At 70.2% G+C, this 25,902-nt stretch carries 25 protein-coding genes and 1 tRNA gene; 18 read left to right on the top strand and 8 right to left on the bottom strand.

Annotation, left to right across the window (positions count from 1 at the left end):
* Positions 1–71 precede the first annotated feature (71 nt).
* From HJG52_RS02680 to HJG52_RS02625, 12 genes are all read left to right on the top strand, one after another.
* Positions 72–156 (top strand) — tRNA-Leu (locus tag HJG52_RS02680).
* Positions 157–394: 238 nt separating this feature from the next.
* The gene (locus HJG52_RS02675; protein WP_171242008.1) at positions 395–571 is read left to right on the top strand and encodes a hypothetical protein; all 177 of its coding nucleotides are present in this window, start codon (positions 395–397) and stop codon (positions 569–571) included.
* Positions 572–616: 45 nt separating this feature from the next.
* Positions 617–1,738: an alanine dehydrogenase gene (ald, locus tag HJG52_RS02670; protein WP_171242007.1), complete on the top strand. Its 1,122-nt coding sequence runs from the start codon at positions 617–619 to the stop codon at positions 1,736–1,738.
* Between the two features lie 3 nt (positions 1,739–1,741).
* Positions 1,742–3,286 (top strand): ATP-dependent DNA ligase, encoded by a 1,545-nt coding sequence (locus HJG52_RS02665; protein WP_171242006.1) that lies wholly within the window; start codon positions 1,742–1,744, stop codon positions 3,284–3,286.
* An 82-nt stretch (positions 3,287–3,368) separates the two neighbouring features.
* On the top strand, positions 3,369–3,536 hold the full coding sequence (locus HJG52_RS02660) for a hypothetical protein (RefSeq protein ID WP_171242005.1): 168 nt from the start codon (positions 3,369–3,371) through the stop codon (positions 3,534–3,536).
* 70 nt (positions 3,537–3,606) lie between these two features.
* Positions 3,607–4,086 carry a MarR family winged helix-turn-helix transcriptional regulator gene (locus tag HJG52_RS02655; protein ID WP_171242004.1) on the top strand — a complete coding sequence of 160 codons (480 nt, stop codon included), beginning with the start codon at positions 3,607–3,609 and terminating at the stop codon, positions 4,084–4,086.
* Positions 4,087–4,093: 7 nt separating this feature from the next.
* Positions 4,094–5,311 (top strand): MFS transporter, encoded by a 1,218-nt coding sequence (locus HJG52_RS02650; protein WP_171242003.1) that lies wholly within the window; start codon positions 4,094–4,096, stop codon positions 5,309–5,311.
* Between the two features lie 35 nt (positions 5,312–5,346).
* The gene (locus HJG52_RS02645; RefSeq protein ID WP_171242002.1) at positions 5,347–6,114 is read left to right on the top strand and encodes a HipA family kinase; all 768 of its coding nucleotides are present in this window, start codon (positions 5,347–5,349) and stop codon (positions 6,112–6,114) included.
* Positions 6,111–6,509 carry a DUF3037 domain-containing protein gene (locus HJG52_RS02640; RefSeq protein ID WP_171242001.1) on the top strand — a complete coding sequence of 133 codons (399 nt, stop codon included), beginning with the start codon at positions 6,111–6,113 and terminating at the stop codon, positions 6,507–6,509. The genes HJG52_RS02645 and HJG52_RS02640 overlap by 4 nt, the downstream gene beginning before the upstream one ends.
* Before the next feature lie 62 nt (positions 6,510–6,571).
* The gene (locus HJG52_RS02635; RefSeq protein WP_171242000.1) at positions 6,572–7,483 is read left to right on the top strand and encodes a carbohydrate ABC transporter permease; all 912 of its coding nucleotides are present in this window, start codon (positions 6,572–6,574) and stop codon (positions 7,481–7,483) included.
* Entirely contained in the window at positions 7,480–8,307 is an 828-nt protein-coding gene (locus HJG52_RS02630) for a carbohydrate ABC transporter permease (RefSeq protein WP_346767529.1), read from the top strand. Before HJG52_RS02635 ends, HJG52_RS02630 begins: the two co-directional genes overlap by 4 nt.
* Positions 8,308–8,323: 16 nt before the next feature.
* Positions 8,324–9,733 (top strand): ABC transporter substrate-binding protein, encoded by a 1,410-nt coding sequence (locus HJG52_RS02625; protein WP_346767528.1) that lies wholly within the window; start codon positions 8,324–8,326, stop codon positions 9,731–9,733.
* A 1-nt stretch (position 9,734) separates the two neighbouring features.
* Here the strand turns inward: HJG52_RS02625 and HJG52_RS02620 are convergent, their stop codons facing one another.
* From HJG52_RS02620 to HJG52_RS02600, 5 genes are all read right to left on the bottom strand, one after another.
* Entirely contained in the window at positions 9,735–10,559 is an 825-nt protein-coding gene (locus HJG52_RS02620; protein ID WP_171241999.1) for a TrmH family RNA methyltransferase, read from the bottom strand.
* Between the two features lies 1 nt (position 10,560).
* Complete coding sequence (locus HJG52_RS02615) at positions 10,561–11,346, bottom strand: TSUP family transporter (RefSeq protein WP_171241998.1); 786 nt, start codon at positions 11,344–11,346, stop codon at positions 10,561–10,563.
* A 105-nt stretch (positions 11,347–11,451) separates the two neighbouring features.
* Positions 11,452–12,618 carry an SPFH domain-containing protein gene (locus HJG52_RS02610; RefSeq protein WP_171241997.1) on the bottom strand — a complete coding sequence of 389 codons (1,167 nt, stop codon included), beginning with the start codon at positions 12,616–12,618 and terminating at the stop codon, positions 11,452–11,454.
* A gap of 3 nt (positions 12,619–12,621) precedes the next feature.
* Entirely contained in the window at positions 12,622–13,089 is a 468-nt protein-coding gene (locus HJG52_RS02605) for an NfeD family protein (protein ID WP_171241996.1), read from the bottom strand.
* A gap of 42 nt (positions 13,090–13,131) precedes the next feature.
* Positions 13,132–13,962 (bottom strand): ABC transporter ATP-binding protein, encoded by an 831-nt coding sequence (locus HJG52_RS02600; RefSeq protein WP_171241995.1) that lies wholly within the window; start codon positions 13,960–13,962, stop codon positions 13,132–13,134.
* 61 nt (positions 13,963–14,023) lie between these two features.
* On the opposite strand from HJG52_RS02600, the gene HJG52_RS02595 reads away from it, so the two are divergent.
* Positions 14,024–14,779 carry a hypothetical protein gene (locus HJG52_RS02595; RefSeq protein WP_171241994.1) on the top strand — a complete coding sequence of 252 codons (756 nt, stop codon included), beginning with the start codon at positions 14,024–14,026 and terminating at the stop codon, positions 14,777–14,779.
* Here the strand turns inward: HJG52_RS02595 and HJG52_RS02590 are convergent.
* Complete coding sequence (locus HJG52_RS02590; protein WP_171241993.1) at positions 14,754–15,179, bottom strand: phosphotransferase; 426 nt, start codon at positions 15,177–15,179, stop codon at positions 14,754–14,756. The two genes, HJG52_RS02595 and HJG52_RS02590, sit on opposite strands and share 26 nt — an antisense overlap.
* A gap of 114 nt (positions 15,180–15,293) precedes the next feature.
* Positions 15,294–16,520, bottom strand: a complete 1,227-nt coding sequence (gene glgA / locus HJG52_RS02585; RefSeq protein WP_171241992.1) for a glycogen synthase — start codon at positions 16,518–16,520, stop codon at positions 15,294–15,296.
* Positions 16,521–16,582: 62 nt separating this feature from the next.
* On the opposite strand from glgA, the gene glgC reads away from it, so the two are divergent.
* From glgC to cphA, 5 genes are read left to right on the top strand one after another with little or no spacing between them, the layout of a single operon-like run.
* Positions 16,583–17,836, top strand: a complete 1,254-nt coding sequence (gene glgC / locus HJG52_RS02580) for a glucose-1-phosphate adenylyltransferase (protein ID WP_171241991.1) — start codon at positions 16,583–16,585, stop codon at positions 17,834–17,836.
* Complete coding sequence (locus HJG52_RS02575; protein ID WP_171241990.1) at positions 17,833–18,648, top strand: LLM class F420-dependent oxidoreductase; 816 nt, start codon at positions 17,833–17,835, stop codon at positions 18,646–18,648. The genes glgC and HJG52_RS02575 overlap by 4 nt, the downstream gene beginning before the upstream one ends.
* 22 nt (positions 18,649–18,670) lie before the next feature.
* A complete protein-coding gene (gene serB, locus HJG52_RS02570; RefSeq protein WP_171241989.1) occupies positions 18,671–19,918 on the top strand; it encodes a phosphoserine phosphatase SerB in 1,248 nt (415 codons plus the stop codon).
* A 16-nt stretch (positions 19,919–19,934) separates the two neighbouring features.
* A complete protein-coding gene (locus HJG52_RS02565; RefSeq protein ID WP_171241988.1) occupies positions 19,935–20,795 on the top strand; it encodes a cyanophycinase in 861 nt (286 codons plus the stop codon).
* Between the two features lie 43 nt (positions 20,796–20,838).
* Entirely contained in the window at positions 20,839–23,703 is a 2,865-nt protein-coding gene (gene cphA, locus HJG52_RS02560; protein ID WP_171241987.1) for a cyanophycin synthetase, read from the top strand.
* 9 nt (positions 23,704–23,712) lie between these two features.
* Here cphA and HJG52_RS02555 read toward each other — a convergent pair whose 3' ends face one another.
* On the bottom strand, positions 23,713–25,899 hold the full coding sequence (locus HJG52_RS02555) for a tetratricopeptide repeat protein (RefSeq protein WP_171241986.1): 2,187 nt from the start codon (positions 25,897–25,899) through the stop codon (positions 23,713–23,715).
* Between the last annotated feature and the right edge of the window lie 3 nt (positions 25,900–25,902).

Here is a 25,902-nt window from a genome sequence, read left to right as displayed (position 1 = left end):
ATGCCGCGGGGCTGGGTGCTATCGTTCCGGGTCGCGGCAGGCGCTCCCCAAAGTGCTTGCACGACACCCTTGTCCGGGTGGCGGAATGGCAGACGCGCTAGCTTGAGGTGCTAGTGCCCTTTATCGGGCGTGGGGGTTCAAGTCCCCCTCCGGACACTCACGCGAAGACGACCCCGACACGCTTTTCGTCGGGGTCGTCTTTCGCGTCGGCTCCTCCCTCGGGCTTGGGAGGAGCTCGTGAGGAACGAGCGAGCGACGGCTCCCCCTCCGGACCTCGCGGGTCCACAGCACGCCCGAGGTCAACTCGTCCGTTCGGGCCAACCTGCTCCTGCGGTCGGCCCACCTGCGGCGGGTCTCAGCACCTGCTCAGCGCACGCGGCATACCGTCGAAGACGTGAGCACGAGAGCCCTGCACCGCACCCACCACCCGCGCGTTCTGCGCGGCGCCAACGGCTGGCTGTGGGTGTGCGACTGCGGCAGCGCGTCGTGCCGCACGCCGAACCGGACTCCTCTCCCCTGGCGCAACGCGCTCATCGGCGCCTTGCTCCACTCGGGATCCGTCACCGCCTGAGAGGGCATATCGTTCGAGAACCACTCCCGAACATGGAGGTTCTCGATGAAGGTCGGCATCCCGCGCGAGGTCAAGAACAACGAGTTCCGGGTGGCCATCACGCCGTCCGGTGTGCACGAGCTGGTGGTGCACGGGCACGAGGTGTTCGTCGAGAAGGACGCGGGTGTGGGGTCATCGATCCTGGACGAGGACTTCAAGGCGGCGGGCGCGACGATCCTCGACTCGGCCGACGACGTGTGGGCGACGGGCGACCTCATCCTCAAGGTCAAGGAGCCGGTGGCCGAGGAGTACGACCGGATGCGCGAGGGCCAGACGCTCTTCACCTACCTGCACCTTGCCGCGGACCGGCCGCTCACCGAGGAGCTGACGAAGCGCAAGGTGACCGGTATCGCCTACGAGACGGTGGAGCTGCCCGACCGCACGTTGCCGTTGCTGGCCCCGATGTCGGAGGTCGCCGGTCGCCTCGCCCCGCAGGTGGGTGCGCACACCCTGATGCGGGCGCAGGGCGGGCGTGGGGTCCTCATGGGTGGCGTGAGCGGTGTGTATGCCGCGAAGGTCGTCGTCATCGGGGCGGGTGTGAGCGGCATGAACGCGGCGGCGATCGCCCTGGGCATGCAGGCTGAGGTGCTGCTGCTCGACCGTGACATCGCCAAGCTGCGGCACGCCGACTTCGTCTACCAGGGCCACTGCCAGACCGTGGCGTCCAACGCCTACGAGATCGACCGTGCCATCAGCGACGCGGACCTCGTCATCGGCGCGGTGCTGGTGCCGGGTGCGAAGGCGCCCAAGCTCGTCTCGAACGAGCAGGTGTCGCGGATGAAGCCGGGGTCGGTGCTCGTCGACATCGCGATCGACCAGGGCGGCTGCTTCGAGGACTCGCGACCGACGACCCACGCTGATCCGACCTACCAGGTCCACAACTCGATGTTCTACTGCGTCGCCAACATGCCGGGCGCCGTTCCCCACACCAGCACCTATGCGCTGACGAACGTGACCATCCCGTATGCCGTGGCGCTGGCCGACAAGGGCTGGCGCGCCGCGCTCGACGCCGACCCCGCACTTGCGTTGGGGCTCAACACCTTTGACGGTTCGGTGACCAACGGGCGGGTCGCGGAGGCGCACGGGATGGAGCACGCCGAGCTCGAGACGATCCTCGGGAAGGCCTGAGGATTGCTGTTCGCCGACGTCGTGGCCGCCTCGCGGGCGGCCACCGCCACCCGGTCGCGGCTGGCCAAGAGCGCAGCCGTGGCCGACGCGCTGAGGGCTGCCGGCGAAGGTGACGCCACCGAGGCAGGCACGGTCGCGGCATACCTGTCAGGGGCGCTCCCCCAGCGCCGCGTCGGGGTCAGCTGGCGCGGGCTTCGTTCTCTCCCAACACCTTCCGATGACGCAACGGTGACGGTTGGCGAGGTCGACGCCGCACTCACCGAGCTGGCCGGCATCTCCGGATCGGGTTCGACGGCAGCGCGCAAGGCCGTCGTCGACCGTCTCTTCGGGCGGCTGACGGCCGACGAGCAGGAGTACCTGCGCAACCTCATCACCGGACAGGTGCGCCAGGGCGCGCTCGACGGCGTGATGCAGGCAGCGATCGCCGCGGCGGCCGACGTCCCCGAGACGGCGGTGCGGCGCGCGACCATGCTCGCCGGGTATGCCGCGCCGGTCGCCGTCGCGGCGCTGTCCGGAGGCGTTCCCGCGCTGGAGGAGATCGGGCTCGAGGTCGGGCGACCCCTACGGCCGATGCTCGCGGCGTCGGCACCTGATGTGTCGGCGGCGTGGGAGCAGGTTGCGGGCGGGGCCGGCGAGGCGTTCGTCGACGGCAAGCTCGACGGCATACGCCTCCAGGCGCACAAGTCCGGTGACGAGGTGCGGCTGTTCACCCGCTCGCTCGACGACATCACGGACCGGCTGCCGGAGGTGGTCGAGGTCGTCCAGGCGCTGCCCGTGGAGCGAGCCGTGCTCGACGGTGAAGCCATCGCGTTGGACGCCTCCGGGCGGCCGAAACCGTTCCAGCAGACGGCTGCTCGCACGATGAGCCGCACCAGCACCGACGTGCTGCGCGAGCAGGTGCCGGTGAGCACCTACTTCTTCGACCTGCTCCACGTCGATGACGAGGACCTGCTGGACGAGCCGGCCGACCAGCGCTTCGAGCGACTGGCCGAGCTGGTGCCGGCCGAGACGATCGTTCCTCGCATCCGGGCGACCTCCATGACGCAGGCGCAGGAGTTCTTCGACCGGCTCGTCGCGGACGGCCACGAGGGTGTCGTGGTCAAGTCCACCGACACCCCGTATGCCGCCGGCCGCCGCGGCGCCGGCTGGGTCAAGGTGAAGCCCCGCCACACCCTGGACCTCGTGGTCCTCGCCGTCGAGTGGGGCAGCGGGCGACGACAGGGGCTCCTCTCGAACATCCACCTGGGTGCGCGCGACTCGGAGAACGGCGGCTTCGTGATGCTCGGCAAGACCTTCAAGGGCATGACCGACGAGATGCTCGCGTGGCAGACCCAGCGGTTCACCGAGCTCGCGACCGACGGCACCGACGGATGGGTCGTCGAGCTGCGCCCCGAGCAGGTCGTCGAGATCGCGTTCGACGGCATCCAGACGTCGTCGCGCTACCCCGGCGGCATGGCACTGCGGTTCGCCCGGGTGCTGCGCTACCGCGACGACAAGACCGCGGACGAGGCCGACACGATCGAGACCGTCCGCGCGCTCAAGGGCTGACGTCCTCCGGCAGGTATCACCGGCCCGGTGCCGGCCCTCATCTGGTGTGGGGACTGGAGGGGAAGCCATGAACGGTCATCGGGTGCATCGCGACATTGCGCACCACCACCCGCGGGTGCTGCGTCGCTGGGGCGAGTGGGTCTGGGTGTGCGAGTGCGGTGGCGCCTCGCACCGGGTGGGCACCACCCACGTCGGGTGGAGGGCTGCCGTCGTCGGAGCCCTCGCCCACTCCGCGAGCCTGGCCGCGTGACTCCGGCCACGCGGCATACCTGCTCGACCTTGGTTGCTTTGCATAGCCTCTCTATGTAATATTGGTTGCGATGAGCAACCAGACCCCGCGCCGCACCGACCCGGCCAACGACCTGCTGCGGGCCACCACCCGGCTCAACCGGTGGGCGTCGCGGCACGCGTCGTTCGACCTGCCGGTCGCCCAGGCACGGCTGCTCTCCCTCATCGACGACCTCGGGCCCACCCGGATCAGCACCCTGGCCGAGGCCGACCACAGCTCGCAGCCGACGATCACCGCCGGCGTGCAGCGACTCGAGGCGCAGGGCTGGGCCGGTCGCGAGCCCGACCCCACCGACGCCCGGGCGACGCTCGTCTCTCTCACCAAGGAGGGCCGGATCGCCCTCGCCGCCGCGCGCAAGGCCCGGGCCGCGGTCCTGGCCCCCGTCATCGACGCACTCGACGCCGGGGAACGGGCCCGTCTCGACGAGGCCATCACCGTCTTCGAGGAAGTTCTTGACCGGGCCAGCCTCGCCGTCCCCAATCTCCAAGCACAGCACCGAAAGGAAGCCTGACCCCAGTATGTGGCGCCAACCCAAGACCGTCTGGTCCGTCGCCTTTGCCTGCGTCATCGCGTTCATGGGCATCGGTCTCGTCGACCCCATCCTCAAGCCCATCGCCGATGACCTCGGCGCCAGTGCCTCGCAGGTGTCCCTGCTGTTCACCAGCTACATGGCCGTGATGGGCGTCGCCATGCTGGGCACCGGATGGGTCTCCAGCCGCGCCGGCGCCAAGCGCACCCTCCTGCTGGGCCTGTTCATCATCATCCTCGGCGCCGGGCTCGCCGGGACCCAGGACGGCGTCACCGGCATCGTCGCCTTCCGCGCCCTGTGGGGTCTGGGCAACGCCCTGTTCATCGCCACCGCCCTGGCCACCATCGTCAACGCGGCGCGTGGCTCGGTGGGACAGGCGATCATCCTCTACGAGGCCGCACTGGGAGTCGGCATCGCCACCGGTCCGCTGCTCGGCGGCTGGCTGGGCGCCCACTCATGGCGCTACCCGTTCTTCGGTGTCTCCGCCCTCATGGTCATCGCCTTCGTCGCGGTCATCGCCACCCTCCCTGCCACTCCCCCGACCGGCCAGCACACCAGCATCACAGCACCGTTCAAGGCGCTGTCCCACCGTGGCCTGCTCACGGTTGGGATCACCGCACTGCTCTACAACTTCGGCTTCTTCACGTTGCTCGCGTTCACGCCCTTCCCGCTGGCGCTCGGCGCCCACGAGGTGGGCCTGATCTTCTTCGGCTGGGGCCTGTTGCTCGCCTTCACCTCGGTCGTCGTCGCCCCGCGGCTGCAGCGCCGGTTCGGCACGCTGCCGGGCATGGTCGGCGCCCTGCTCGGCTTCGCGGTCATCCTGGCCGTCATGGCGGTCGGCACCGACAGCAAGGCCGTCCTCGCGACCTGCGTCATCCTCGCCGGTGGGTTCCTCGGCGTGAACAACACGCTCATCACCGAGACGGTCATGAAGGTGGCCCCGGTCGAACGGGGCGTGGCCTCCGCGGCCTACAGCTTCGTCCGGTTCGGCGGCGGTGCCATCGCACCGTGGCTCGCCGGAAAGCTCGGTGAGCGCTCCGTGCACCTCCCGTTCTGGGTCGGCGCCGGTGCCGTCGTCCTGTCGGTCGCCGTCCTGCTGACGGCCCGCAGCCTCATCGACGCCACCGACGAGACCCTCGCCGAGGCGCACTCCTCCGTCGAGGAGGAGGAGCTCGAGGCCGAGGCCATGACGGTCGGCGACGCCTGACGGCTGGCCGGCCGCCCGGCCAATAGGCTGGCGCCGTGCTCGAGTCCATCACGGCGACCCGCTACGTCACTCCCCTCAAGGAGGGCGGCTCGCTGCCGGGCATCGTCGAGGCGGACGACCTCGGCACCTACGTGCTGAAGTTCCGCGGCGCCGGCCAGGGTCTCAAGGTCCTCGTGGCCGAGGTCCTGGTCGGCGAGCTCGCGCGCGGCCTCAGGCTCGACGTCCCCCGCATGGCGGTGGTCGACCTCCAGGCACCCATCGCCAAGTACGAGGCCGACGAGGAGGTCCAGGACCTGCTCACGGCCAGCCTCGGGAGCAACCTCGGCATCGACTTCCTGCCGGGCTCGTTCGGCTACGACGGCAGCCGTCCGCCGGACCCGGACACCGCCGCCGACATCCTCTGGCTCGACGCCTTCACCGCCAACGTCGATCGCACGTGGAGCAACCCCAATCTCCTTGTGTGGCACGGGAAGCCGTGGCTGATCGACCACGGTGCCGCGCTCTACTTCCACCACTCGTGGCCGGGCAAGGGCCCCAACCCCCAGCGGTTCGCGGCCCAGCCGTTCGACGCGTCCACCCACGTGCTGCGCGACGTCGCCTCCGACCCTGCGGCCGCCCACGAGCGCCTCGCCCCGAAGATCACCCGCGAGCTGCTCACCACCGTCACCGATGCGGTCCCCGACGAGTGGCTCGAGCCGGCACCCGGGCTCGATGGCCCGGAAGCCAGCCGCGCGGCATACCGTGAGCACTTCCTCGCCCGTCTCGAGACGCCACAGATCTGGCTGCCGGGAGGTGCGCGGTGAGCACCGTCCCCTACCAGTACGTCGTCCTGCGCTGCGTCCCCCGCGTCGAGCGCGAGGAGTTCGTCAACGTCGGCGTCGTGCTCTACAGCCATTCGGCCGACTTCCTCGACGCCGACTGGCGGATCGACGAGCCGCGCCTGCGCGCATTCGCCCCCGGCCTCGACCTTGACGCCGTGGGCGCCGCGCTCGACACGGTCTGCCGGGTATGCCGCGGGGAGACCGGCGGGGGCCTGCCCACCCTGGGGAGCATGGGGCGCCGGTTCGGCTGGCTGAGCGCGCCCCGGAGCACCGTGGTGCAGCCCGGCCCCGTGCACGGCGGCCTCACGGCCGACCCTGCCACTGAGCTCGGCGCCCTGCTCGACCGGTTGGTCACCGGAGGGTCACAAACCGCCTGACCTGCCGCGACACGGAACTTTTCGTCGCACACGAGGGCGAAAGTGGGGTTATCGTCCACACCATGTCCGTCGCCCCCACGGCGGACGCGGGGAGGAGCCGCCGCACCGGCTCGCTGCTCGCGTTCGCCTACCTGCTCCCGGCGCTGGTCGTCTTCGGGATCTTCATCTTCTGGCCGCTGGTCAAGTCGGTGATGCTGTCGGTGCAGGGCACCGACATCCTGGGCAACCCCAGCGGCTTCGTCGGTTTCGTCAACTACAGCAAGCTGTTCACCGATGACGGGTTCCTCCAGGTGCTCTGGGTGACCTTCGCCTTCACGGTGCTGACGGTGCTGCCCAGCATCGCGATCGCGCTCTTCCTCGCGCTGCTGCTGCAGAGCCGCATCCGCGGGGTCAAGTTCTTCCGCACGGCGTTCGCGCTGCCGTTCGCGTTCTCGGTGGCGACGGCGTCGGTCATCTTCGGGGTGCTCTTCAACCCCGCCAGCGGTGTCCTCAACGGCCTGCTGTCCTACATCGGTGTCGGCAAGGTCAACTGGCTCACGAACCCTGACCTCGCGCTGTGGTCGGTGTCCGGGGCGACGGTGTGGATGCAGATCGGCTACAACCTGCTGGTCATCTCCGCCGGGCTCGGGGCCCTTCCGGACGACGTGCTCGAGGCCGCCCGGTTGGACGGCGCGTCCGGGTTCCGGCTCCAGCGCTCGATCGTCATGCCGCTCATCACGCCGCAGCTGTTCTTCCTCGTGGTGGTCGGCACCATCCACTCGCTGCAGAGCTTCGGCCAGATCAAGATCCTCACCGTCGGCGGCCCCGAGGGCCGCACCACGACCCTCGTCTACTCGATCTACGAGCAGGCGTTCGCCAACAACAACTCCAACTACGGCTACGCGTCGGCGCAGGCGATGGTGCTGCTGCTCATCGTCCTGGTCATCACGGCGCTGCAGTTCGGCGTCCTCGAGCGGAGGGTGTTCTACCGGTGAGGTCCTCATCCCGCGTCGGCACCGCGCTGACGTACGTCGCCCTCGCGGTGATGTTCGTCATCGTGCTGTTCCCCGTCTACTACGGCCTCGTCGGCTCGTTCATGGGTGAGCGCGACACCAACAGCTTCCCGCCCGCCCTGTGGCCGGTGCACGGCGTGTTCCCCGAGAACTACTCCAACGCCCTGGGCATCATCCCGCTCGGGAACCAGTACCTCACGAGCGTGCTGCAGACCCTGGTGATCACGATCGGCCAGCTCGTCACCAGCGTGCTCGCGGCCTACGCGTTCGTGTTCCTGCCGCTTCGCTGGCGTGGGTTCTGGTTCGCGGTGTTCCTGTCGACGATGATGATTCCCTACGAGTCGATCATCATCCCGAACTACCTGCTCATCTCCGAGCTGGGCCTCAAGGACACGATCGCCGGACTCACCCTGCCCTTCCTGGCAACGGGATTCGGCACCTTCCTCATGCGGCAGTCGTTCCTGTCGTTCCCGACGGAGCTGCGCGACGCGGCCCGCGTCGACGGTGCCGGACACCTGCGGTTCCTCGTCTCGATCCTCGTCCCGTTGAGCCGCCCGTCCCTTGCGGCACTGGGCATCTGGTCGGCGCTGTCCGCATGGAACATGTATTTCTGGCCGCTGCTCGCGACCGAGGACCCGAGGCACCAGACCATCCAGATCGGCATCAGCCAGCTGAAGACCTCCGACGGCGACAGCCCCGGCATGGTCCTCGCCGGCGTGATGCTCGCGCTCTTCCCCACGCTGTTGCTCGTCATCTTCGGGCAGCGCTTCATCGTCCGCGGGCTCACCGCGGGTGCCGTCAAGTGATCGAAGGAGACCCACCGTGTTGACCCGCACCAGCAGGACCGGCCGATCCCGGTTCCGGTATGCCGTGCCCGCAGCCGTCGCGGCCACGTCACTCGTCCTCGCCGCCTGCGGGGGCGGGGACGGTTCGTCCGACGGCTCCGGCGCCCCCAAGGCCGATGCGCTCAAGGACGCCAAGGGCGTCACCACCGTGTCGTTCTGGCACGCCATGGACGGCAAGAACGCCCAGGTGTTGACCCAGCTCGTGAACGAGTTCAACGCCGCGAACAAGGGCAAGATCGAGGTCAAGCCCACCTACGCCGGCAAGTATGACGACGCCATCACCAAGTACAAGGCCGCGATCCAGAGCAAGTCGACGCCCGACGTCATCCAGATCTACGACATCGGCACCCAGTTCATGATCGACGCCAAGCAGGCGGTGCCGATGCAGGAGTTCATCGACCGCGACAAGATGGACGTCTCGGACCTCCAGCCGAACATCACCGGCTACTACAGCGTCGACAAGAAGCTGTACTCGATGCCGTTCAACACCTCGATGCCGTTGCTGTACATCAACAAGACCCTCTTCAAGAAGGCCGGACTCGACCCCGAGAAGCCCCCGACCAACCTGGACGAGATTCGCACCGCGGCCGAGAAGCTGTCCAAGAAGAACGGCGGCCCGGCGGACTACGGCTTCGGCGCCGCGATCTACGGCTGGCTCCTCGAGCAGTTCATGGCCACGTCCGGGCAGGAGTACTGCAACCAGGGCAACGGCCGCACCGGTCGCGCGACCGAGGTCAACTTCGCCCAGGACACCAACGTCGCCGTCACGACGTGGTGGCAGAAGATGGTCAAGGACGGCCTCGCAGCCAACACCGGACGCGACACCAAGGCCGCGCAGGCGGCATTCAAGTCCGGTCAGCTCGCCATGAACCTCGAGTCCACCGGTCAGCTCGGTGGCTACAGCGAGGCGGCCAAGCAGGGCGGCTGGGAGCTCGGCGCGGTCAACTACCCGCACGTCAAGGCGGGTGAGACCGGTGGCCCGATCATCGGTGGTGCGTCGCTGTGGATCAACGGCGCCAACCACAAGGACGCCAACAAGGAAGCCGCCTGGCAGTTCGTGAAGTTCATGGTCGACCCCAAGAGCCAGGCCACCTGGCACACCGGGACCGGCTACTTCCCCAACTCCAAGGGCGCGCTCAACCAGCCGGTGGACGTCGAGTACCGCAAGAACAACCCGCTGTTCGACGTCGCCGTGAAGCAGCTCGAGGGCACCCAGCTCAACACGGCCACCCAGGGCTGCCTCCTCGGCGTCATGCCGCAGTCGCGCAAGGCCTCCGAGGACGCGCTGGAGAAGGCACTCAACGGGGCCGACCCGAAGCAGGCCATGACCGACGCGGCGACCTCGGTCGCCAGCCAGGCCAAGACCTACAACGACTCGGTCAAGTAGGTCAGGAACGATCCCGCTGCGGCGGGCGCAGGGCCCACGCGGCCACGGCGCCCGCCGCAGCCACGTTCAGGGAGTCCACTCCCCCGGCCATCGGGATCGTGACCGTGAGGTCGGCGGCGGCGACGGTGTGGCGGGACAGCCCGTCACCCTCGGTGCCGAGCACCAGCACGAGCCGGTCCGGCGGGTCGGCGGCCAGGTCGTCGAGCGACACGGCGTCGTCGGCCAGTGCCAGCGTGGCGACGGTGAACCCGGCCTGCTGGAGGTCCGCGATGCCACCCGGCCATGGGTCGATGCGCGTCCACGGCACCTGGAAGACGGTGCCCATGGAGACGCGGATCGATCTGCGGTACAACGGATCCGCACATCTGGGCGTCACGAGCACGGCATCGACACCAAGGGCCGCCGCCGACCGGAACACCGCCCCCACGTTGGTGTGGTCGACGATGTCCTCGAGCACGAGCACCCGTTGAGCGTCCGCGACCAGGTCGGTGACGTCCGGCAGCTCGGGCCGCTGCATCGACGCCAGGGCGCCCCGGTGCAGGTGGAAGCCGGTCAGCTGCTCGATCACGTCGTGCTCACCGACGAACACGGGAACGCCGTCCGCCTCGGCATTCGCGACGAGGTCGGCCAGGTCGTCGAGCCAGCGCCTGGCCATGAGGTAGCTGCGCGGCCGGTGCCCGGCGGCCAGCGCGCGCCGGATCACCTTCTCGGACTCGGCGATGTAGAGACCGCGCTCGGGCTCGGTGCGCCGGCGCAGCGCGACATCAGTGAGCCGCACGTAGTCGGCGAGCCGGTCGTCGTCGGCGGTGGTGATGGTGACGGGCACGTCAGCTGAACCAGACGATCTTGACGATGCCGATCACGCCGATGACGACGATGAGCCCCCGCAGCGCCAGGGGTGGCAGCCTGCGCCCGACGGTCGACCCGATCACACCGCCCAGCAGCGACCCGACCGCGATGAGTGCGACGACCCACCAGTCGATGAGGTCGTGCCCGATGATGACGAACACGATCGCGGCCACCGCGTTGACCACGAGCGCGAGGACGTTCTTGTAGCCGTTGAGCCGTTGCAGTGGCTCGCTGCTCAGGACGCTGAGGACCCCCATGAGGATCACGCCCTGGGCGGCGCCGAAGTAGCCGCCGTAGACACCGGCTAGGTAGACGGCAGCCATGAGCAGGAACGTCGTCGGGCCGCCGCGGTGGGCCGGGTGCACGTCGTCCTCGCCGTGCTTGGCGGCCGCGCGGCGCTGCAGCGCCGGCCCGAAGACGACGAGCAGCACGCCGATGGCGATGAGGACCGGGACGATGGCGGTGAAGGCGCCCTCGGGCAGGATCCGCAGCAGCAGCGCCCCGCTGATGCCGCCCAGGAGCGACATGGGTACCAGCTTGCGGATCGCGGGACCGGCGCCGACGAGCTCCTTGCGGTAGCCCCACGACCCGGTGACGCCGCCACCGACCAGGCCGATGTTGTTCGACATGTTCGCGGTCAGCGGCGGGAAGCCGAAGAACAGCAGGGTCGGGAAGGTGATCAGCGTGCCCGAGCCCACGACCGTGTTGATGGTGCCGGCCGCCGTGCCCGCGAGGAAGATCCCGAGGGCTTCGGTGACGGACACCCGGTCACCCTAGCGACCGTCTCGTTTCGCCCAGGGACCAGTCCAGACAGCGGTATGCCGCCCGCTCACGGCGAGCGGGCTGCATACCTCGTGCGTCTGCTGGGGTCAGGGGCGCGGCGGCTCGGTGCCCTCGGGGCCCTCGACCGGGGGCGCGGGCGGGACGATCGGCGTCTCCGGCTGGTACTCCGGAACCGCGTCGGCCGGCGGCTGCACGGGCGGCTGGACCCGCTGCACCGGCTGGGCGTGCTCGGTCGCCTCCTGGCTGGCGCGACCGGCCTGGCCGCGCGCCTCGGCCAGGGCCTGGGCCGGGTCCTCCAGCGCGGTCTCCTGGAAGACGTCGGCCGGGTCGCCCGGGTCGACCCACTGCTCGTCGTCGGAGCCGTCCGGACCGCCCGGCTCGGTCTTGCCCAGCGCACCACCGATCCCGCGCAGGGCGTCGGTCAGCTCACTCGGAATGATCCACATCTTGTTGGAGTCACCACGCGCGATCTGCGGCAGCACCTGGAGGTACTGGTAGGCCAGCAACTTCTGGGTCGGCTTGCCGCGGTGGATCGCGTCGAACACCTGCTGGATCGCACGGGCCTGGCCCTGAGCCTCGAGGATGCGGGCCTGCGCGGAACCCTCGGCGCGCAGGATCTGGCTCTGCTTCTCACCCTCGGCCGTCAGGATGTTGGACTGCTTGACACCCTCGGCGTTGAGGATGGCGGCGCGGCGGTCACGCTCAGCCTTCATCTGCTTCTCCATCGACTCCTGCACCGAGATCGGCGGGTCGATGGCCTTGAGCTCGACGCGGTTGACGCGGATGCCCCACTTGCCGGTGGCCTCGTCGAGGACCCCACGCAGCTGGGCGTTGATCTGGTCGCGGCTGGTCAGCGTCTGCTCGAGGTCGAGCGAGCCGATGACGTTGCGCAGCGTGGTGACGGTGAGCTGCTCGATGCCCTGGATGAAGTTGGCGATCTCGTAGACGGCCGACTTGGCGTCGATCACGGAGTAGTAGATGACGGTGTCGATGTTGACGACGAGGTTGTCGGAGGTGATCACCGGCTGCGGCGGGAACGACACCACCTGCTCGCGCAGGTCGATGTTCGCGCGCACCTTGTCGACGAACGGCACGAGGAAGTGGATGCCACCCTCGAGGGTGCGCGAGTAGCGCCCCAGCCGTTCGATGATCAGCGCGGTCTGCTGCGGCACGATGCGGACCGTGCGGAACAGCACGACCAGCGCAAACGCGACCAGCAGGATCAGGACGATGAAACCTGCACCGAAGTCCACGGTCTACTCAGCTTTCTGACCCGCCGTGACGCCAGAGACGATCACGGTGGCCCCCTCGATGGATACAACCCGGACCTCCTGGCCGGGTTGGCACACTGCGCCGTCCTCAGACGTGCGCGCCGACCAGGTCTCACCGGCGAGCTTGACCCGCCCGTCGTTGCTGGTCACGGTCTGGATCACCTTGGCGTTGCGGCCCACCAGGCTTCGGGCACCGATGCCGTGGCTGGACCCGGTGTCCATGAAGCGCCGCTTGACGATCGGCCGGACCACCAGCAGGAGCAGCACCGACACGACGACGGCCACCACGACCTGCACGGGGAACGACGCCCCCGCACCGGCCGCGACCGACGCGGCGGCAGCGCCACCGGCGATCATGATGAACACGAAGTCGACCGTCGCCGCCTCGATGGCGGCGAGGATCAGCGCGAGGCCCAGCCAGGCCAGCCACGGGTTGTCTGCCAACCAGTCCATAGCCCCTCCTTCTCCCGGGCACACCCGGTCGTAGCGGTAACTCTAGGACGTCGGCGACGGGTCGTGGGAAGGGGTTGGTGATGTCGTGTCGTGGCGCAGGCGCGCGGTCCACCGGTCGCCGCGCTGCTCGAGCTCGAGCGGCATACCGAACGTCTCGGAGAGGTTCTGCTCGGTGAGGGTGATCTCGACCGGGCCCTGCGCGACGATCCGGCCATCGCGCAGCAGCAGGACGTCGGTGAAGTTCGGTGGGATCTCCTCGACATGGTGGGTCACGAGGATGAGGGCCGGTGCCTCGACGTCGCCGGCCAGCTCGCCCAGACGGCGCACGAGGTCCTCCCGGCCGCCGAGGTCGAGCCCGGCTGCGGGCTCGTCGAGCAGCATGAGCTCGGGGTCGGTCATGAGCGCGCGGGCGATCTGCACCCGCTTGCGCTCCCCCTCCGAGAGCGTGCCGAAGGTGCGGTCGGCGAGGTGGTCGGCTCCCAGGGCCTGCAGCAGCTCGGCTGCGCGCACGTGGTCGAGGGTGTCGTAGTCCTCACGCCACCGGCCGACGACCCCGTAGGACGCGGTCACGACGACGTTGTGCACGGCCTCGTCGCGCGGGATGCGCTCGGCGAGCGAGGCCGACGCGAGTCCGATGCGGGGCCGGAGCTCGAAGACGTCGACGGCGCCCAGCACCTCACCGAGGACCCCGGCCACGCCGGTGCTCGGGTGCATGCGCCCGGCCGCGAGCTGCAAGAGGGTCGTCTTCCCTGCGCCGTTGGGGCCGAGGACCACCCAGCGCTGGCCCTCCTCGACCTCCCAGGTGATGTCGTCGAGCAAGGTCGTCTTGCCCCGCACGACGCTGACGCCGGCGAACTCGAGGACATCGCTCATGGCACCCGACCCTATCGGCCGGGCCCGCGTCGGGCAGAGCGGGCACGCCTAGCATTGCCGCGTGCCTGAACTACCTGCCTCCGTGCGTGTTTCGCTGTGGGTGACCCACGCGTGGGCGTCGGGGTCACCGCTCGAGGACGCCCTCGTCCGAGCCATGCCCGACGTCGACCACGTCGACGGCGACCTGGCCCGGCTGGCGACATGGCACGGGTTCGGTGAGCGGGCGTTGCTCGTCGCGCTGCCCGCCCCAGGCGACCTCCTGGGTATGCCGGGTGCTTCCGGAGAGGCGCGCGGCGCGGCTGCCGCGGCCGGCGAGTGTGTGTACGTGCCGGGCATCGGGGGCATGCTGGTGCCGACCATCTCGACGTACGGTTCGGGGACGCTCGTGGGCACCCGGGTGGACTGGACGGCATACGACGCCGACCCAGTGCCCCGGCACCGTGTCGAGGCGCTCGAGGCGTCCCAGCTCGAACGTCACCTGCGCGAGCAGCTCATGGTGGCGACCGAGGCGATCGACTCTGCCGGTGGGCAACCCTTCGGTGGCACGGCTGCCCGCGAGCTGGCGGACGCCGCGCTCGGCGGTCAGTGGGGCCTGCCGTCGGGCCTGCCCGGGCGCGCCGCGCGGGTGATCGCGCTCGCCGGGACGGTCGGGCGCATCGCCGACGTGGCCCTCACCGCCCCCGACGGGGCGCTGACCGCGAGCGAGTCCGGCCGCCGGACCGCCCTGCTGCGCGGCCTCCAGCGCAACGCTGACCACGCACTGGCCGACGCCACCAACGCCGCCTGTGCCGTCATCGCGGGCTGGCGCCCGGCGTAGCCGCATCCCGCAGGGCCTCGACGAGCCCGATGTCGGCGCGGTAGAGCTCGGCGTGGCCGTGCAAATCCGGGTTGGCGAGCTCGACGGCCTTCTCGTCGGAGAACTCGGCGAGGTGCTCGAGTCGCGCGACCACCATCGCGAGCACGTCCTCGCGTGCGTAGCTACCGCCATACGCTGCGACGACCCGGTCGAGCCGTGCCAGGCGTTCGTCGTCGCGGAACCCGTCCGCGCGGTCGGTCGTGAGGGGTGCGAGCCGGTAGACGAGGTAGGCGAGGTCCCACAGCCGCGACCCCGGCGAGGCGAAGTCGAAGTCGATCACCCCGAGGGCCAGACCATCTCGGTAGACCAGGTTGTAGGGCGCAAAGTCGTTGTGGCACAACACTTCCAGCGGTTCGCGCACCGGTGAACGCCACGGGCCGGTGCACTGCGGGTGTCCACTCCCCCGCCGAACGCAGCACCGTGTCCCCTCGCCGGTGGACCGGACCCATGTTCCCGCCGGCGAGCTCCTCCTCGATCACTGCGTGCCCGGCTCCATCGACGCGAGCTGCCGGCGGCGCAGGACGTCCAGGTAGACCTGGTTGGTCTGCTCCCCGATCGCGTTCCAGGAGAACGACTCCACGGCACGCTTGCGCCCGGCCAGGCCCATCCGGTCGGCGCGCGGCACATCGCTCACGGCGTCGTTGAGGGCCGCGGCGAGATCGGCCACGAACCGGTCGGGGTCGAGGGGGATGCCGCTGCCGTCCTGCTTCTGCTCGATCGGCACCAGCCAGCCGGTCTCGCCGTCGACCACGACCTCGGGGATGCCCCCGGTCGCCGTGGCCACCACGGGCAGCTCGCAGGCCATCGCCTCGAGGTTGACGATGCCGAGCGGCTCGTAGATCGAGGGGCAGGCGAACACGGTCGCCGCCGACAGCAGCGCAACCACGTCGGCCCGCGGCAGCATCTCGGGGATCCACACGACGCCCTCGCGCGTGGCCTTCAGCTCCTGCATCAGGCCCTCCACCTCGGCCATGATCTCCGGGGTGTCGGGCGAACCGGCACACAGCACCAGCTGCACGTCCGGCGGCAGCGACGCGGCAGCCCGCAGTAGGTAGGGCAGGCCCTTCTGCCGGGTGATGCGGCCGACGAAGATGACCGACTTCCCGTCGGGGTCGACGCCGAGTCGACGCACCGTGTCAGGGTCCCGATGCCGTTGCCACAGCTGGGAGTCGATGCCGTTGTGGACCACCTTCACCTTGTCCGGGTCGACCGTGGGGTAGGCGCGCAGGACGTCCTGGCGCATGCCCTCGCTCACCGCGACGACGGCGTCCGCGGCCTCGTATGCCGTCCGCTCGGCGAAGGACGAGACGCGATAGCCACCACCCAGCTGCTCGGCCTTCCACGGGCGCATCGGCTCGAGCGAGTGCGCGGTGACGACGTGCGGCATACCGCCGAGCAGTGAGGCCAGGTGCCCCGCGAAGTTCGCGTACCACGTGTGGGAGTGGACGATGTCCGCACCGACGCAGTCGCCGGCCATCGCCAGGTCCACGCCGAGGGTCTTGATGGCGGCGTTGGCGTCCGCGAGGTCCGGCAGGTCGGCATACCCGGTCGTGCCCTCCTCGGCCACGGGCTCGCCGAACGCATGCACCCGCACGTCGAGGTCGCCCCGGCTGCGCAGGGCTCGCACCAGCTCGCTCACGTGGACGCCCGCGCCCCCGTAGATGTTGGGCGGGTACTCCTTGGTCAGGATGTCCACTCTCACGCTGGTGAGATTAGTGCCGGACATGGGTCGCCGCGAGGGCGTGGAGTCCCTAGGGTCGAGCCATGGCGTACCGATCCGGTGGACCGAAGGTGCTGGCGATCGTCCTGGCGGGTGGTGAGGGCAAGCGCCTCATGCCCCTGACGGCGGACCGCGCGAAACCGGCCGTGCCGTTCGGCGGCATCTACCGGCTCATCGACTTCGCCCTGTCGAACGTCGTCAACTCCGGTTACCTCAAGGTCGTCGTGCTGACGCAGTACAAGTCGCACAGCCTCGACCGGCACGTCACGACGACCTGGCGCATGTCCACGATGCTCGGCAACTACGTTGCCCCCGTGCCGGCACAGCAGAGGGTCGACAAGAACTGGTACCTCGGCTCGGCCAACGCGATCTTCCAGTCCCTCAACCTGATCCAGGACGAGAAGCCCGACATCGTCGTGGTCGTCGGCGCCGACCACGTCTACCGGATGGACTTCTCGCAGATGGTCGCCCAGCACATCGAGACCGGGGCCGGTGTCACCGTCGCCGCGATCCGCCAGCCCATCGCCCTCGCCGACCAGTTCGGAGTCATCGAGGTCGACGACGCCGACCCGCGCCGCATCGGCGCCTTCCGGGAGAAGCCCAAGGACGCCAAGGGTCTGCCCGACAACCCCGAGGAGGTCCTCGCTTCCATGGGCAACTACGTGTTCAACGCCGACGTCCTCGTCGACGCCGTCACGCGCGACAACGAACGTGAGGGCAGCAAGCACGACATGGGCGGCGACATCGTGCCGGCCTTCGTCGACGAGGGCAGCGCCTACGTCTACGACTTCAAGGACAACGACATCCCCGGGTCGACCGACCGTGACCGGGCCTACTGGCGCGACGTGGGGACGCTCGACTCCTACTGGGAGGCGCACATGGACCTCGTGTCGGTCCACCCCATCTTCAACCTCTACAACTACGACTGGCCGATCTACACCGACTACGGCCCCGAGCCGCCGGCCAAGCTGGTCCACGGCGCCGCCGGCAAGTTCGGTGAGGCCCACAACTCGGCCGTCTCCCCCGGCGTCGTCATCTCCGGCGCCACCGTCACCAACTCGGTGCTGTCGCCGCGGTGCCACATCCACTCGGGCACGACCATCGACGACAGCGTGCTGCTCGACGGCGTCGAGGTCGGCCGTGGCTGCACGATCAGTCGAGCCATCATCGACAAGGGCGTCAAGGTGCCGGACAACACCGTCATCGGTGGCGACCCGGAGCGCGACATGGCACGCGGCTTCACCGTCACCGAGACCGGTCTGACCGTGGTCGCCAAGGGCCAGGAGGTGCCCGCGTGATCAGGATCGGCGTCCAGCTCCAGCCCCAGCACGCGGAGTATGCCGCGATCCGCCGGGCGGCGGCGCAGGCGGAGGAGATCGGCGCGGACATCATCTTCAACTGGGACCACTTCTTCCCACTCAACGGCGACCCCGACGGCAAGCACTTCGAGTGCTGGACCATGCTCGCGGCGTGGGCCGAGGCGACCGAGCGCGTCGAGATCGGCGCGCTGGTGACCTGCAACAGCTACCGCAACCCCAACCTGCTGGCCGACATGGCCCGTACCGTCGACCACATCAGCGCCCGGGACGGCAAACCCGGCCGGATCGTCCTCGGCATCGGCTCGGGATGGTTCGAGCGTGACTACGACGCGTACGGCTACGAGTTCGGCACCGCCGGTGGTCGCCTCGACGCCCTCGCGCGTGACCTCCCGCTCATCCGCGACCGCTGGGCCGAGCTGAACCCGCCGCCCACGCGCGACATCCCGGTCCTCATCGGTGGTGGCGGCGAACGCAAGACGCTGCGCATCGTGGCCGAGCAGGCCGACATCTGGCACGGCTTCGGTGATGCGGAGACGATCGCCCACAAGCACGAGGTGCTCGACCAGTGGTGCGCGCGGATCGGCCGCGACCCGCAGGAGATCGAACGGTCGGCCGGTGTCTCGCCGCGGCCCGGCCGGTTCCCCGAGGACGTGTCCGACTACGCGGCCGGGGCCGAGACCCTCTACGAGGTCGGCACCAGGCTGTTCACCGTGGGCATCAGCGGACCCGACTACGACCTCGGCCCGCTGCGCGACCTGGTCGCATGGCGAGACTCGCGGCAGGGGTCCTGACCCGCGCGGATATCGTGACGGCGTGAGCGAGCCCGGCACCACCGACCAACCGGCTGCCGAACGGCATACCCTCCTCGTCACCATCAGCGGCGAGGACCGGCCGGGCGTCACGAGCACCTTCTTCGACGCCATCGCCGACGTGGGCGCCGAGGTGCTCGACCTCGAGCAGGTCGTCGTCCGTGGGCAGCTGACGCTCGCGATGCTCCTCGACCCGGGCGACGCCCACGACCGGCTCAAGGACGTGCTCAGCGCCGTCGGACGTGACCTCGAGCTCAAGGTGAAGCTGCGTTCCGGCACCGGCGACAGCCGCCGTGACAGGCGTGGCCGCGCCGCCGTGGTCGTCCTCGGTACGCCGTTGCGGGCCAGCGGCGTCGCGGCCGTCACGGCGCGAATCGCCAGTCATGGAGCCAACATCGACCGCATCCGGCGGCTCGCGCGCTACCCCATCACCACGGTCGAGTTCGACGTCTCCGGCGCCGACGTGGAGCGATTGCGGGCCGAGCTCGCGCTCGAGTCGAGTGTGCACGGCATCGACATCGCTGTGGCTGCCGGTGGACTCGCTCGCCGCGGGCGCCGCCTCGTCGTCATGGACGTCGACTCAACCCTCATCCAGGACGAGGTCATCGAGCTCCTCGCCAGGTATGCCGGTCGGGAGGCCGAGGTGGCGGCCGTCACCGAGGCGGCCATGCGCGGTGAGCTCGACTTCGCCGAGAGCCTGCGGGAGCGGGTGGCCGCGCTCGAGGGGCTGCCGGTGAGCGTGCTCGACGACGCGCGCGGTGCCGTGCGGTTCACGCCGGGCGCACGCACGCTGGTGCGCACCATGAAGCGCCTCGGGTTCACCGTGGCCGTCGTCTCGGGTGGCTTCATCGAGATCGTCGAGGACCTGGCAGCCGAGCTCGGCATCGACCACGCCCACGCGAACCGGCTCGAGGTCAGGGACGGCAAGCTCACCGGCAAGGTCGTCGGCGAGATCGTCGACCGCGCCGGCAAGGCCAGGGCGCTGCGGCGCTTCGCCGACGAGGCGGGCCTGCCGTTGACGCGCACCGTCGCGATCGGGGACGGGGCCAACGACCTCGACATGCTCCAGACCGCCGGGCTCGGAATCGCCTTCAACGCCAAGCCCGTCGTGCGCGAACAGGCCGACACGGCGGTGACCGTCCCCTACCTGGACGCGGTCCTCTACCTCCTGGGGATCACGCGCGAGGAGATCGAGGAGGCCGACGCCGCCGACGGCACGCCGACCCCCGCTCCGCCGCTGCCGACCCCCTGACTCCTAGGCTGAACCAATGGCTGGTGCACGCGCGAAGGGCCGACCGACCCTCCTCATCATCGGCGGCGCCGAGGACCGCGTCGGCAAGGCGACCGTCCTGCGCCGCTTCGTGCGCCTCGCCGGTGGCCGCAAGGCACGCATCGTCGTGATCCCCACGGCGTCCTCGTTCCCGGACGAGGTCGCCGCGGCATACACCGACGTCTTCACCAGGCTCGGCGCGCCCGAGCCCACCATCGTCAACCCACGCGACCGGCAGGCGGCGGAGGACCCGGCGCTCGTCGCGCAGCTCGACGACGCCACCGGCATCTTCATGAGCGGCGGCAGCCAGCTCAAGCTCAGCCAGCGCTTCCCCGGCACGCCGCTCGGTGACGCCCTGCACCGCGCCCACGCCCGAGGTGCCGTCGTCGGCGGCACCTCGGCGGGCGCGTCGATCATGAGCCAGTTCATGATCTCGATGGGCGACGAGGGCATCACGCCGCGGCAGCGGCACAGCCAGCTCAGCGCCGGGCTGGGGCTGCTCGAGGGTGTGATCATCGACCAGCACTTCGCGCAGCGGTCGCGCTACGGGCGACTCATGTCGATGGTTGCGGCGTCCCCCAGCCTGATCGGCATCGGCATCGACGAGGACACCGCGATCGAGGTCCGCGACTCACGCTTCTTCACCGTCCACGGGGCGGGTGCGGTGTTCGTCCTCGACTGCCGGGCAGCCAGCTCCGACGCCCCCGACGCCCGCCGGGGTGCCCCGCTCATGGTGTCCGGAGCAGTGGTGCACTCCCTGCCCGCAGGCAGTACGTTCGACCTCGCCGAGGTGAAGCTCGTCGACTTCGTCGAGAAGCACCCGGACACCGCGGTGGCCCTGGCCACGGCCAAGGCCTGACGTCCCCGCATCCCTGTCCCCGCAGCCCCCTCCAGGAGACACCGTGGCAGAGCGCCCCACCCCGACCGGTCCCGCAGCGCCGGAGCTCACCATCGCCGAGGCACGCGTCTACCGCGGCGGCAACGTGTGGTCCTACAACCCTGCGATCCACCTCGTCGTCGACCTCGGCGTGCTGGAGGGCTACCCCACGGACACGCTGCCGGGCTTCACCGACCGGTTGGTCGAGCTGCTGCCGGGCCTGGAGAACCACACCTGCTCGCGCGGGGTGAAGGGCGGCTTCATCGAGCGGATGCGCGAGGGGACCTGGCTCGGCCACGTCGCCGAGCACGTTGCGCTCCAGCTGCAGCAGGAGGCGGGACACGACCTGCGCCGCGGCAAGACCCGGGCCGTCAAGGGGCAGCCGGGGCGCTACAACGTCATCTACGACTACAACGACGAGACCGTCGGGCTCGCGGCCGGGCGGCTCGCGGTGCGCCTCGTCAACCACCTGGTCCAGCCCGAGGACGGCTTCGACTTCGCCGAGGAGCTCGACGGCTTCCTGCGCAGGGCCCAGCGGACTGCGTTCGGGCCCTCCACCGGCGCCATCCTCGAAGAGGCGATCTCGCGCGACATCCCCTACATCCGACTCAACAGCGCCTCGCTGGTGCAGCTCGGGCAGGGCGTCCACGCGCAGCGCATCCGGGCCACCATGACATCCAAGACCGGTGCGCTGGCCGTGGACATCGCCTCCGACAAGGACATGACGACCCGGCTCCTCGGGTCGGCAGGCCTGCCCGTGCCCAAGCAGGAGACCGTGCGCAGCGCCGACGCGGCGGTCACGGCGGCCCGCCAGATCGGCTACCCCGTCGTCGTGAAACCGCTCGACGGCAACCACGGCCGGGGTGTGTGCCTGGACCTGCAGGACGAGGACGAGGTGCGGGCGGCGTTCGACGTGGCCGAGGCCGAGTCGCGACGCGGCTACGTCATCGTCGAGTCGTTCATCACCGGTCGCGACTACCGCTGCCTCATCGTCGGCGGTCGCATGCAGGCCATCGCCGAGCGCGTCCCGGCCCACGTCACCGGGGACGGGAAGCACACCGTCGCCGAGCTGGTCGAGATCACCAACGCCGACCCGCGCCGTGGTGTCGGCCACGAGAAGGTGCTGACCCGGATCAAGGTCGACGACGCCGCCGTCGAGCTGGTCCGCGAGCAGGGCTACGGCATGGACGACGTCCCGCCGGAGGGGCAGATGGTCAAGCTCGCCCTCACCGGCAACATGTCCACGGGCGGCATCTCGGTGGACCGCACGTTCGAGGCGCACCCCGACAACGTCGAGATCGCCGAGGAGGCGGCCCGCATGATCGGGCTCGACGTGGCGGGCATCGACTTCATCTGTCCCGACATCGCCTCACCCGTCCGCGAGACCGGCGGGGCCATCTGCGAGGTCAACGCGGCGCCCGGCTTCCGGATGCACACCCACCCGACCATCGGTGAGCCGCAGTACATCGCCAAGCCGGTCGTCGACCTGCTCTTCCCGCCCGGCTCCCCCTCGCGGGTGCCGATCGTCGCGGTCACCGGCACCAACGGCAAGACGACGACCTCGCGCATGATCGCCCACATCTTCAAGGGAATCGGGCGCAAGGTCGGCATGACCTCCACCGACGGCATCGTCATCGACGAGCGCCTCGTCTACAAGGCGGACGCCTCCGGGCCACGGTCGGCGCGGATGGTGCTGCAGAACCCGCGCGTCGACTTCGCCGTCATGGAGGTCGCCCGCGGCGGCATCCTGCGCGAAGGGCTGGGCTACGACCGCAACGACGTCGCCGTGGTCACCAACGTCGCCCCCGACCACCTCGGCATGAAGGGGATCGACACCCTCGAGCAGCTCGCCGACGTCAAGGCCGTCGTCGTGGAAGCCGTGCCCCGCAACGGTTTTGCCGTCCTCAACGCCGACGACGACCTGGTGCGCAAGATGCGCCGGCGCTGTTCGGGCAGCATCGTGTGGTTCTCGCTCCAGCCTCCGGGCAGCAGGGTGCGGGAGTTCATCGACGACCACTGCCGTCGTGGCGGTCGCGCCGTCGTCCTCGAGCCGACCGACCGTGGCGACATGATCGTCATCAAGCACGGCCGCCGCTCGATGCAGCTGGCGTGGACCCACCTGCTGCCGTCGACCTTCGGTGGCACGGCCAAGTTCAACGTCGCCAACGCGATGGCGGCCGCGGGAGCGGCGTTCGCCGCCGACGCCGGCCTCCACGAGATCCGGCAGGGCCTGCGCACCTTCACGACGAACTACTACCTCTCCCCCGGCCGCATGAACCTCGTCAACGTGCGCGGCATCGACGTGTTCGTCGACTACTGCCACAACGCGCCGGCCATGCGTGTGCTGGGCGAGTTCGTCGACGGGTATGCCGACCAGAAGGCCGCGCAGACCGACCTCGCCAGGGTCTCGCGCATCGGCATGGTGTCGACGGCCGGCGACCGGCGCGACGACGACATGCGCGAGCTGGGAGCCGTTGCGGCACACCACTTCGACGTCATGGTCATCCGCGAGGACGCACGGCTTCGTGGACGCAAGGCAGGCGTCACCGCCGAGCTCATTGCCGAGGGCGCGCGCGAGGAGATGGCCAAGGGTGACGTCCGCTGCCGTCAGGTCGAGGTCGTCCTCCAGGAGGTCGACGCGGTGCGGCACTGCATCGCCCGCGCCAACCCCGGTGACGTCGTCGTGCTCTGCGTCGACCAGCACGCCGAGGTGCTGCACGAGCTCGAGACCATGACGAAGTCGGCGCAGGCCGGTGCCCGCAGCAACGCCGACGGGGTCAGCGACCCGGACCTCGACCCGGTAGAGCTGCAGACCGAGGCTCAGAGCTCCGGCGACGAGGCTGCCGCCGAGAGCCAGGAGGCCGCAGACGCGGTGCCGGCCACGACGTGAGGTGGGGGGTCAGCGCTCCCGCAGCTGCGCGGCATACCGGCTGAGGGCCCCGCTGTAGGCCTGCGTGTCCTCGTCGCCTGCGTGCTGCAGCAGCAGGTCGACGAGGTCCGCGATGGCGCCGTCGGCACGGCCCGTGTCGGCGGCGGCGAGGGCCCGAAAGGCTTGCACCGCAACGTTTCCCGGTCGTTCGTCGGCGAGCTCACCCAGGAGGTCGTATGCCGTGTCGGCCTGGCCGGTGACACGCAGGCTCGAGGCGAGCTGGATGCGTGCGCGGTGCCGGTGCGGTTCGCGCAGGCCCGCCGCCAGGGCAGCCCGGTATGCCTCGATCGCTTCGCTCTCCTGCCCGGCCGCGTCGAGGGCCGAGGCGTGCTCGAACGCCAGGCGGGGGTCACGGGGCCGCTCGGCGAGCCAGCGCTGCGTGACGGCGATGCGTTCAGCGTCGTCGTCGAGGGCCCACACCTCGGCGATCTGCTGCTCGAGCTCGTGTTCACCGCGGGCGGCGACCACCTTGCGGCGGATGCCGTCCGGTCCGTCCGCCGTGGCACCCTGCTCGGCCAGCCAAGCGGCCACCTGGGCGCGCTCCGAGTGGCACATGAGGGCAACGACGTCACCGTCGGTCGCGCCCGGCACCAGCGCCTTGAGCCCGTCGAGCTCGGTCTCGTAGGACTCGATCTCGGCGACGCCGGCGCGCGCCAGACCAGCCCGCAGGTGGCTCTCGAGCTCCTCCATCGTCCGGCCGCGCAGGTAGTGCTCCTTGTGGGCGGCCACGACCCGGTCCGCGCGCAGGCCGGCGATCTCACCCATGGACTCGAGCAGGTCGTCGGTGCGGTCGCCGGCGAGGCCCAGACCGAGGTGCACTTGCGCGCCCGGCTGCTTGAGCCCGTGCGCCACGTCCATCAGCGCCTCGAGCCCGGCCTCGTTGTGGGCCAGGTCGACGATCACGGTGATGGCCGAGCCGTCCTCGCGGCGCAACGTGTACGTGTTCATGCGGCCCGGGTTGAGGCGGTCGTCGGGCACGAACGTGCGCAGTCCCTCGACGACGGCCTCGCGCGGCAGCCCGAGCCCGAGCGCGGCAGCCGCTCCGGCGAGCACGTTGGCGATGTTGTGCACCGACAGGCCGGACAGTGTGGCCGGGACGTCGAGGATGCTCACGAGCCGGTCCGGGTCGGCGCCGGGGCGCAGCACCGTCACGTCGCCGTCGAGGACGGTGATGGCACGGCCGCCGACATCGAGCGACTGCCGGATCGCGGGGGCATCGGGGTCGAGGGCGAACACCCACGGCCTGGCCTTGATGGTCGTGCGCATCGCCCAGACGCGCGGATCCTCGCCGTTGAGGACGACCCAGCCGGTGGCCTTGGTGACCTTGGTGATGATCGCCTTGACCTCGGCGAGCTGGTCGACGGTGTCGATGCCCTGCATGCCGAGGTGGTCGGCTGACACGTTGGTGACGACGCTGACGTCGTTGCGGCTGACCCCCATGCCGCGCAACAACATCCCGCCGCGCGCGGTCTCGAGGATGCCCAGCTCGATGCCCGGCGCCGACAGCACGCCCCGCGCGCCGGCGGGGCCCGAGTAGTCGCCGCCCTCGACGAGCTCGCCCTGCACCACGATGCCGTCGGTCGACGACCAGCCGGTGCGCAGCCCGGCGGTGATGCCGATGTGGCCCAGCAGGCGGGTCGTGGTGGTCTTGCCGTTGGTGCCGGTCACCGAGGCGACGGGCACCTGCGGCTTGAGCACGCTCGGCCGGTCGCCCGGCTCGGTGCGGCTGACCTCACGCCCCTGCTCGTCGACGACGTCACCGCCCTCGAGCCACGCCTGCAGCACCGGTCCCAGAGCGTGCCCGAGCGCGCGCCCACGGGTGCGGCGGCGCCAGACGAACGCGGCAACCACCTGCTCGGGACTGGAGCCGGGCCGCACGCGCACCCCCAGCCGGGTCGTGCCGCTCGCGGCCGCGGTCAGGCGCACTGCCCGCTCGACCAGCCGCATGGTGAACCGTTGGCGCGCCTGGGTGCCGGGGGCACCCGGGCGAGCACCCGGCATACCGAGCCGTCGCGTCAACGACAGCAGGTCGGCCTCGTCGGCGCCCAGGTAACCGGGCAGGTCGAGGGTGACCTTGATGGCTGGCTTGGTGAAGTACAGGTTGGGTCCCTCGAGGACCCGTACCTCCGTCACGGACACGGCGGAGTCGGACGTCATGGA

This window comes from Knoellia koreensis (assembly GCF_013041615.1).
GTDB lineage: Bacteria > Actinomycetota > Actinomycetes > Actinomycetales > Dermatophilaceae > Pedococcus > Pedococcus koreensis.
Note: the sequence above shows the minus strand (reverse complement) of the source record. Positions and strands in the feature narration are given on the sequence as shown.

Excerpts from the sequence above, each read along its gene's own strand:
- HJG52_RS02605 (WP_171241996.1), bottom strand. The coding sequence starts at position 13,089 with ATGGACTGGTTGGCAGACAACCCGTGGCTGGCCTGGCTGGGCCTCGCG.
- HJG52_RS02565 (WP_171241988.1), top strand. The coding sequence starts at position 19,935 with ATGGCTGGTGCACGCGCGAAGGGCCGACCGACCCTCCTCATCATCGGC.
- glgC (WP_171241991.1), top strand. The coding sequence starts at position 16,583 with ATGGCGTACCGATCCGGTGGACCGAAGGTGCTGGCGATCGTCCTGGCG.
- HJG52_RS02555 (WP_171241986.1), bottom strand. The coding sequence starts at position 25,899 with ATGACGTCCGACTCCGCCGTGTCCGTGACGGAGGTACGGGTCCTCGAG.
- HJG52_RS02650 (WP_171242003.1), top strand. The coding sequence starts at position 4,094 with ATGTGGCGCCAACCCAAGACCGTCTGGTCCGTCGCCTTTGCCTGCGTC.
- HJG52_RS02635 (WP_171242000.1), top strand. The coding sequence starts at position 6,572 with ATGTCCGTCGCCCCCACGGCGGACGCGGGGAGGAGCCGCCGCACCGGC.
- HJG52_RS02655 (WP_171242004.1), top strand. The coding sequence starts at position 3,607 with ATGAGCAACCAGACCCCGCGCCGCACCGACCCGGCCAACGACCTGCTG.
- HJG52_RS02600 (WP_171241995.1), bottom strand. The coding sequence starts at position 13,962 with ATGAGCGATGTCCTCGAGTTCGCCGGCGTCAGCGTCGTGCGGGGCAAG.
- ald (WP_171242007.1), top strand. The coding sequence starts at position 617 with ATGAAGGTCGGCATCCCGCGCGAGGTCAAGAACAACGAGTTCCGGGTG.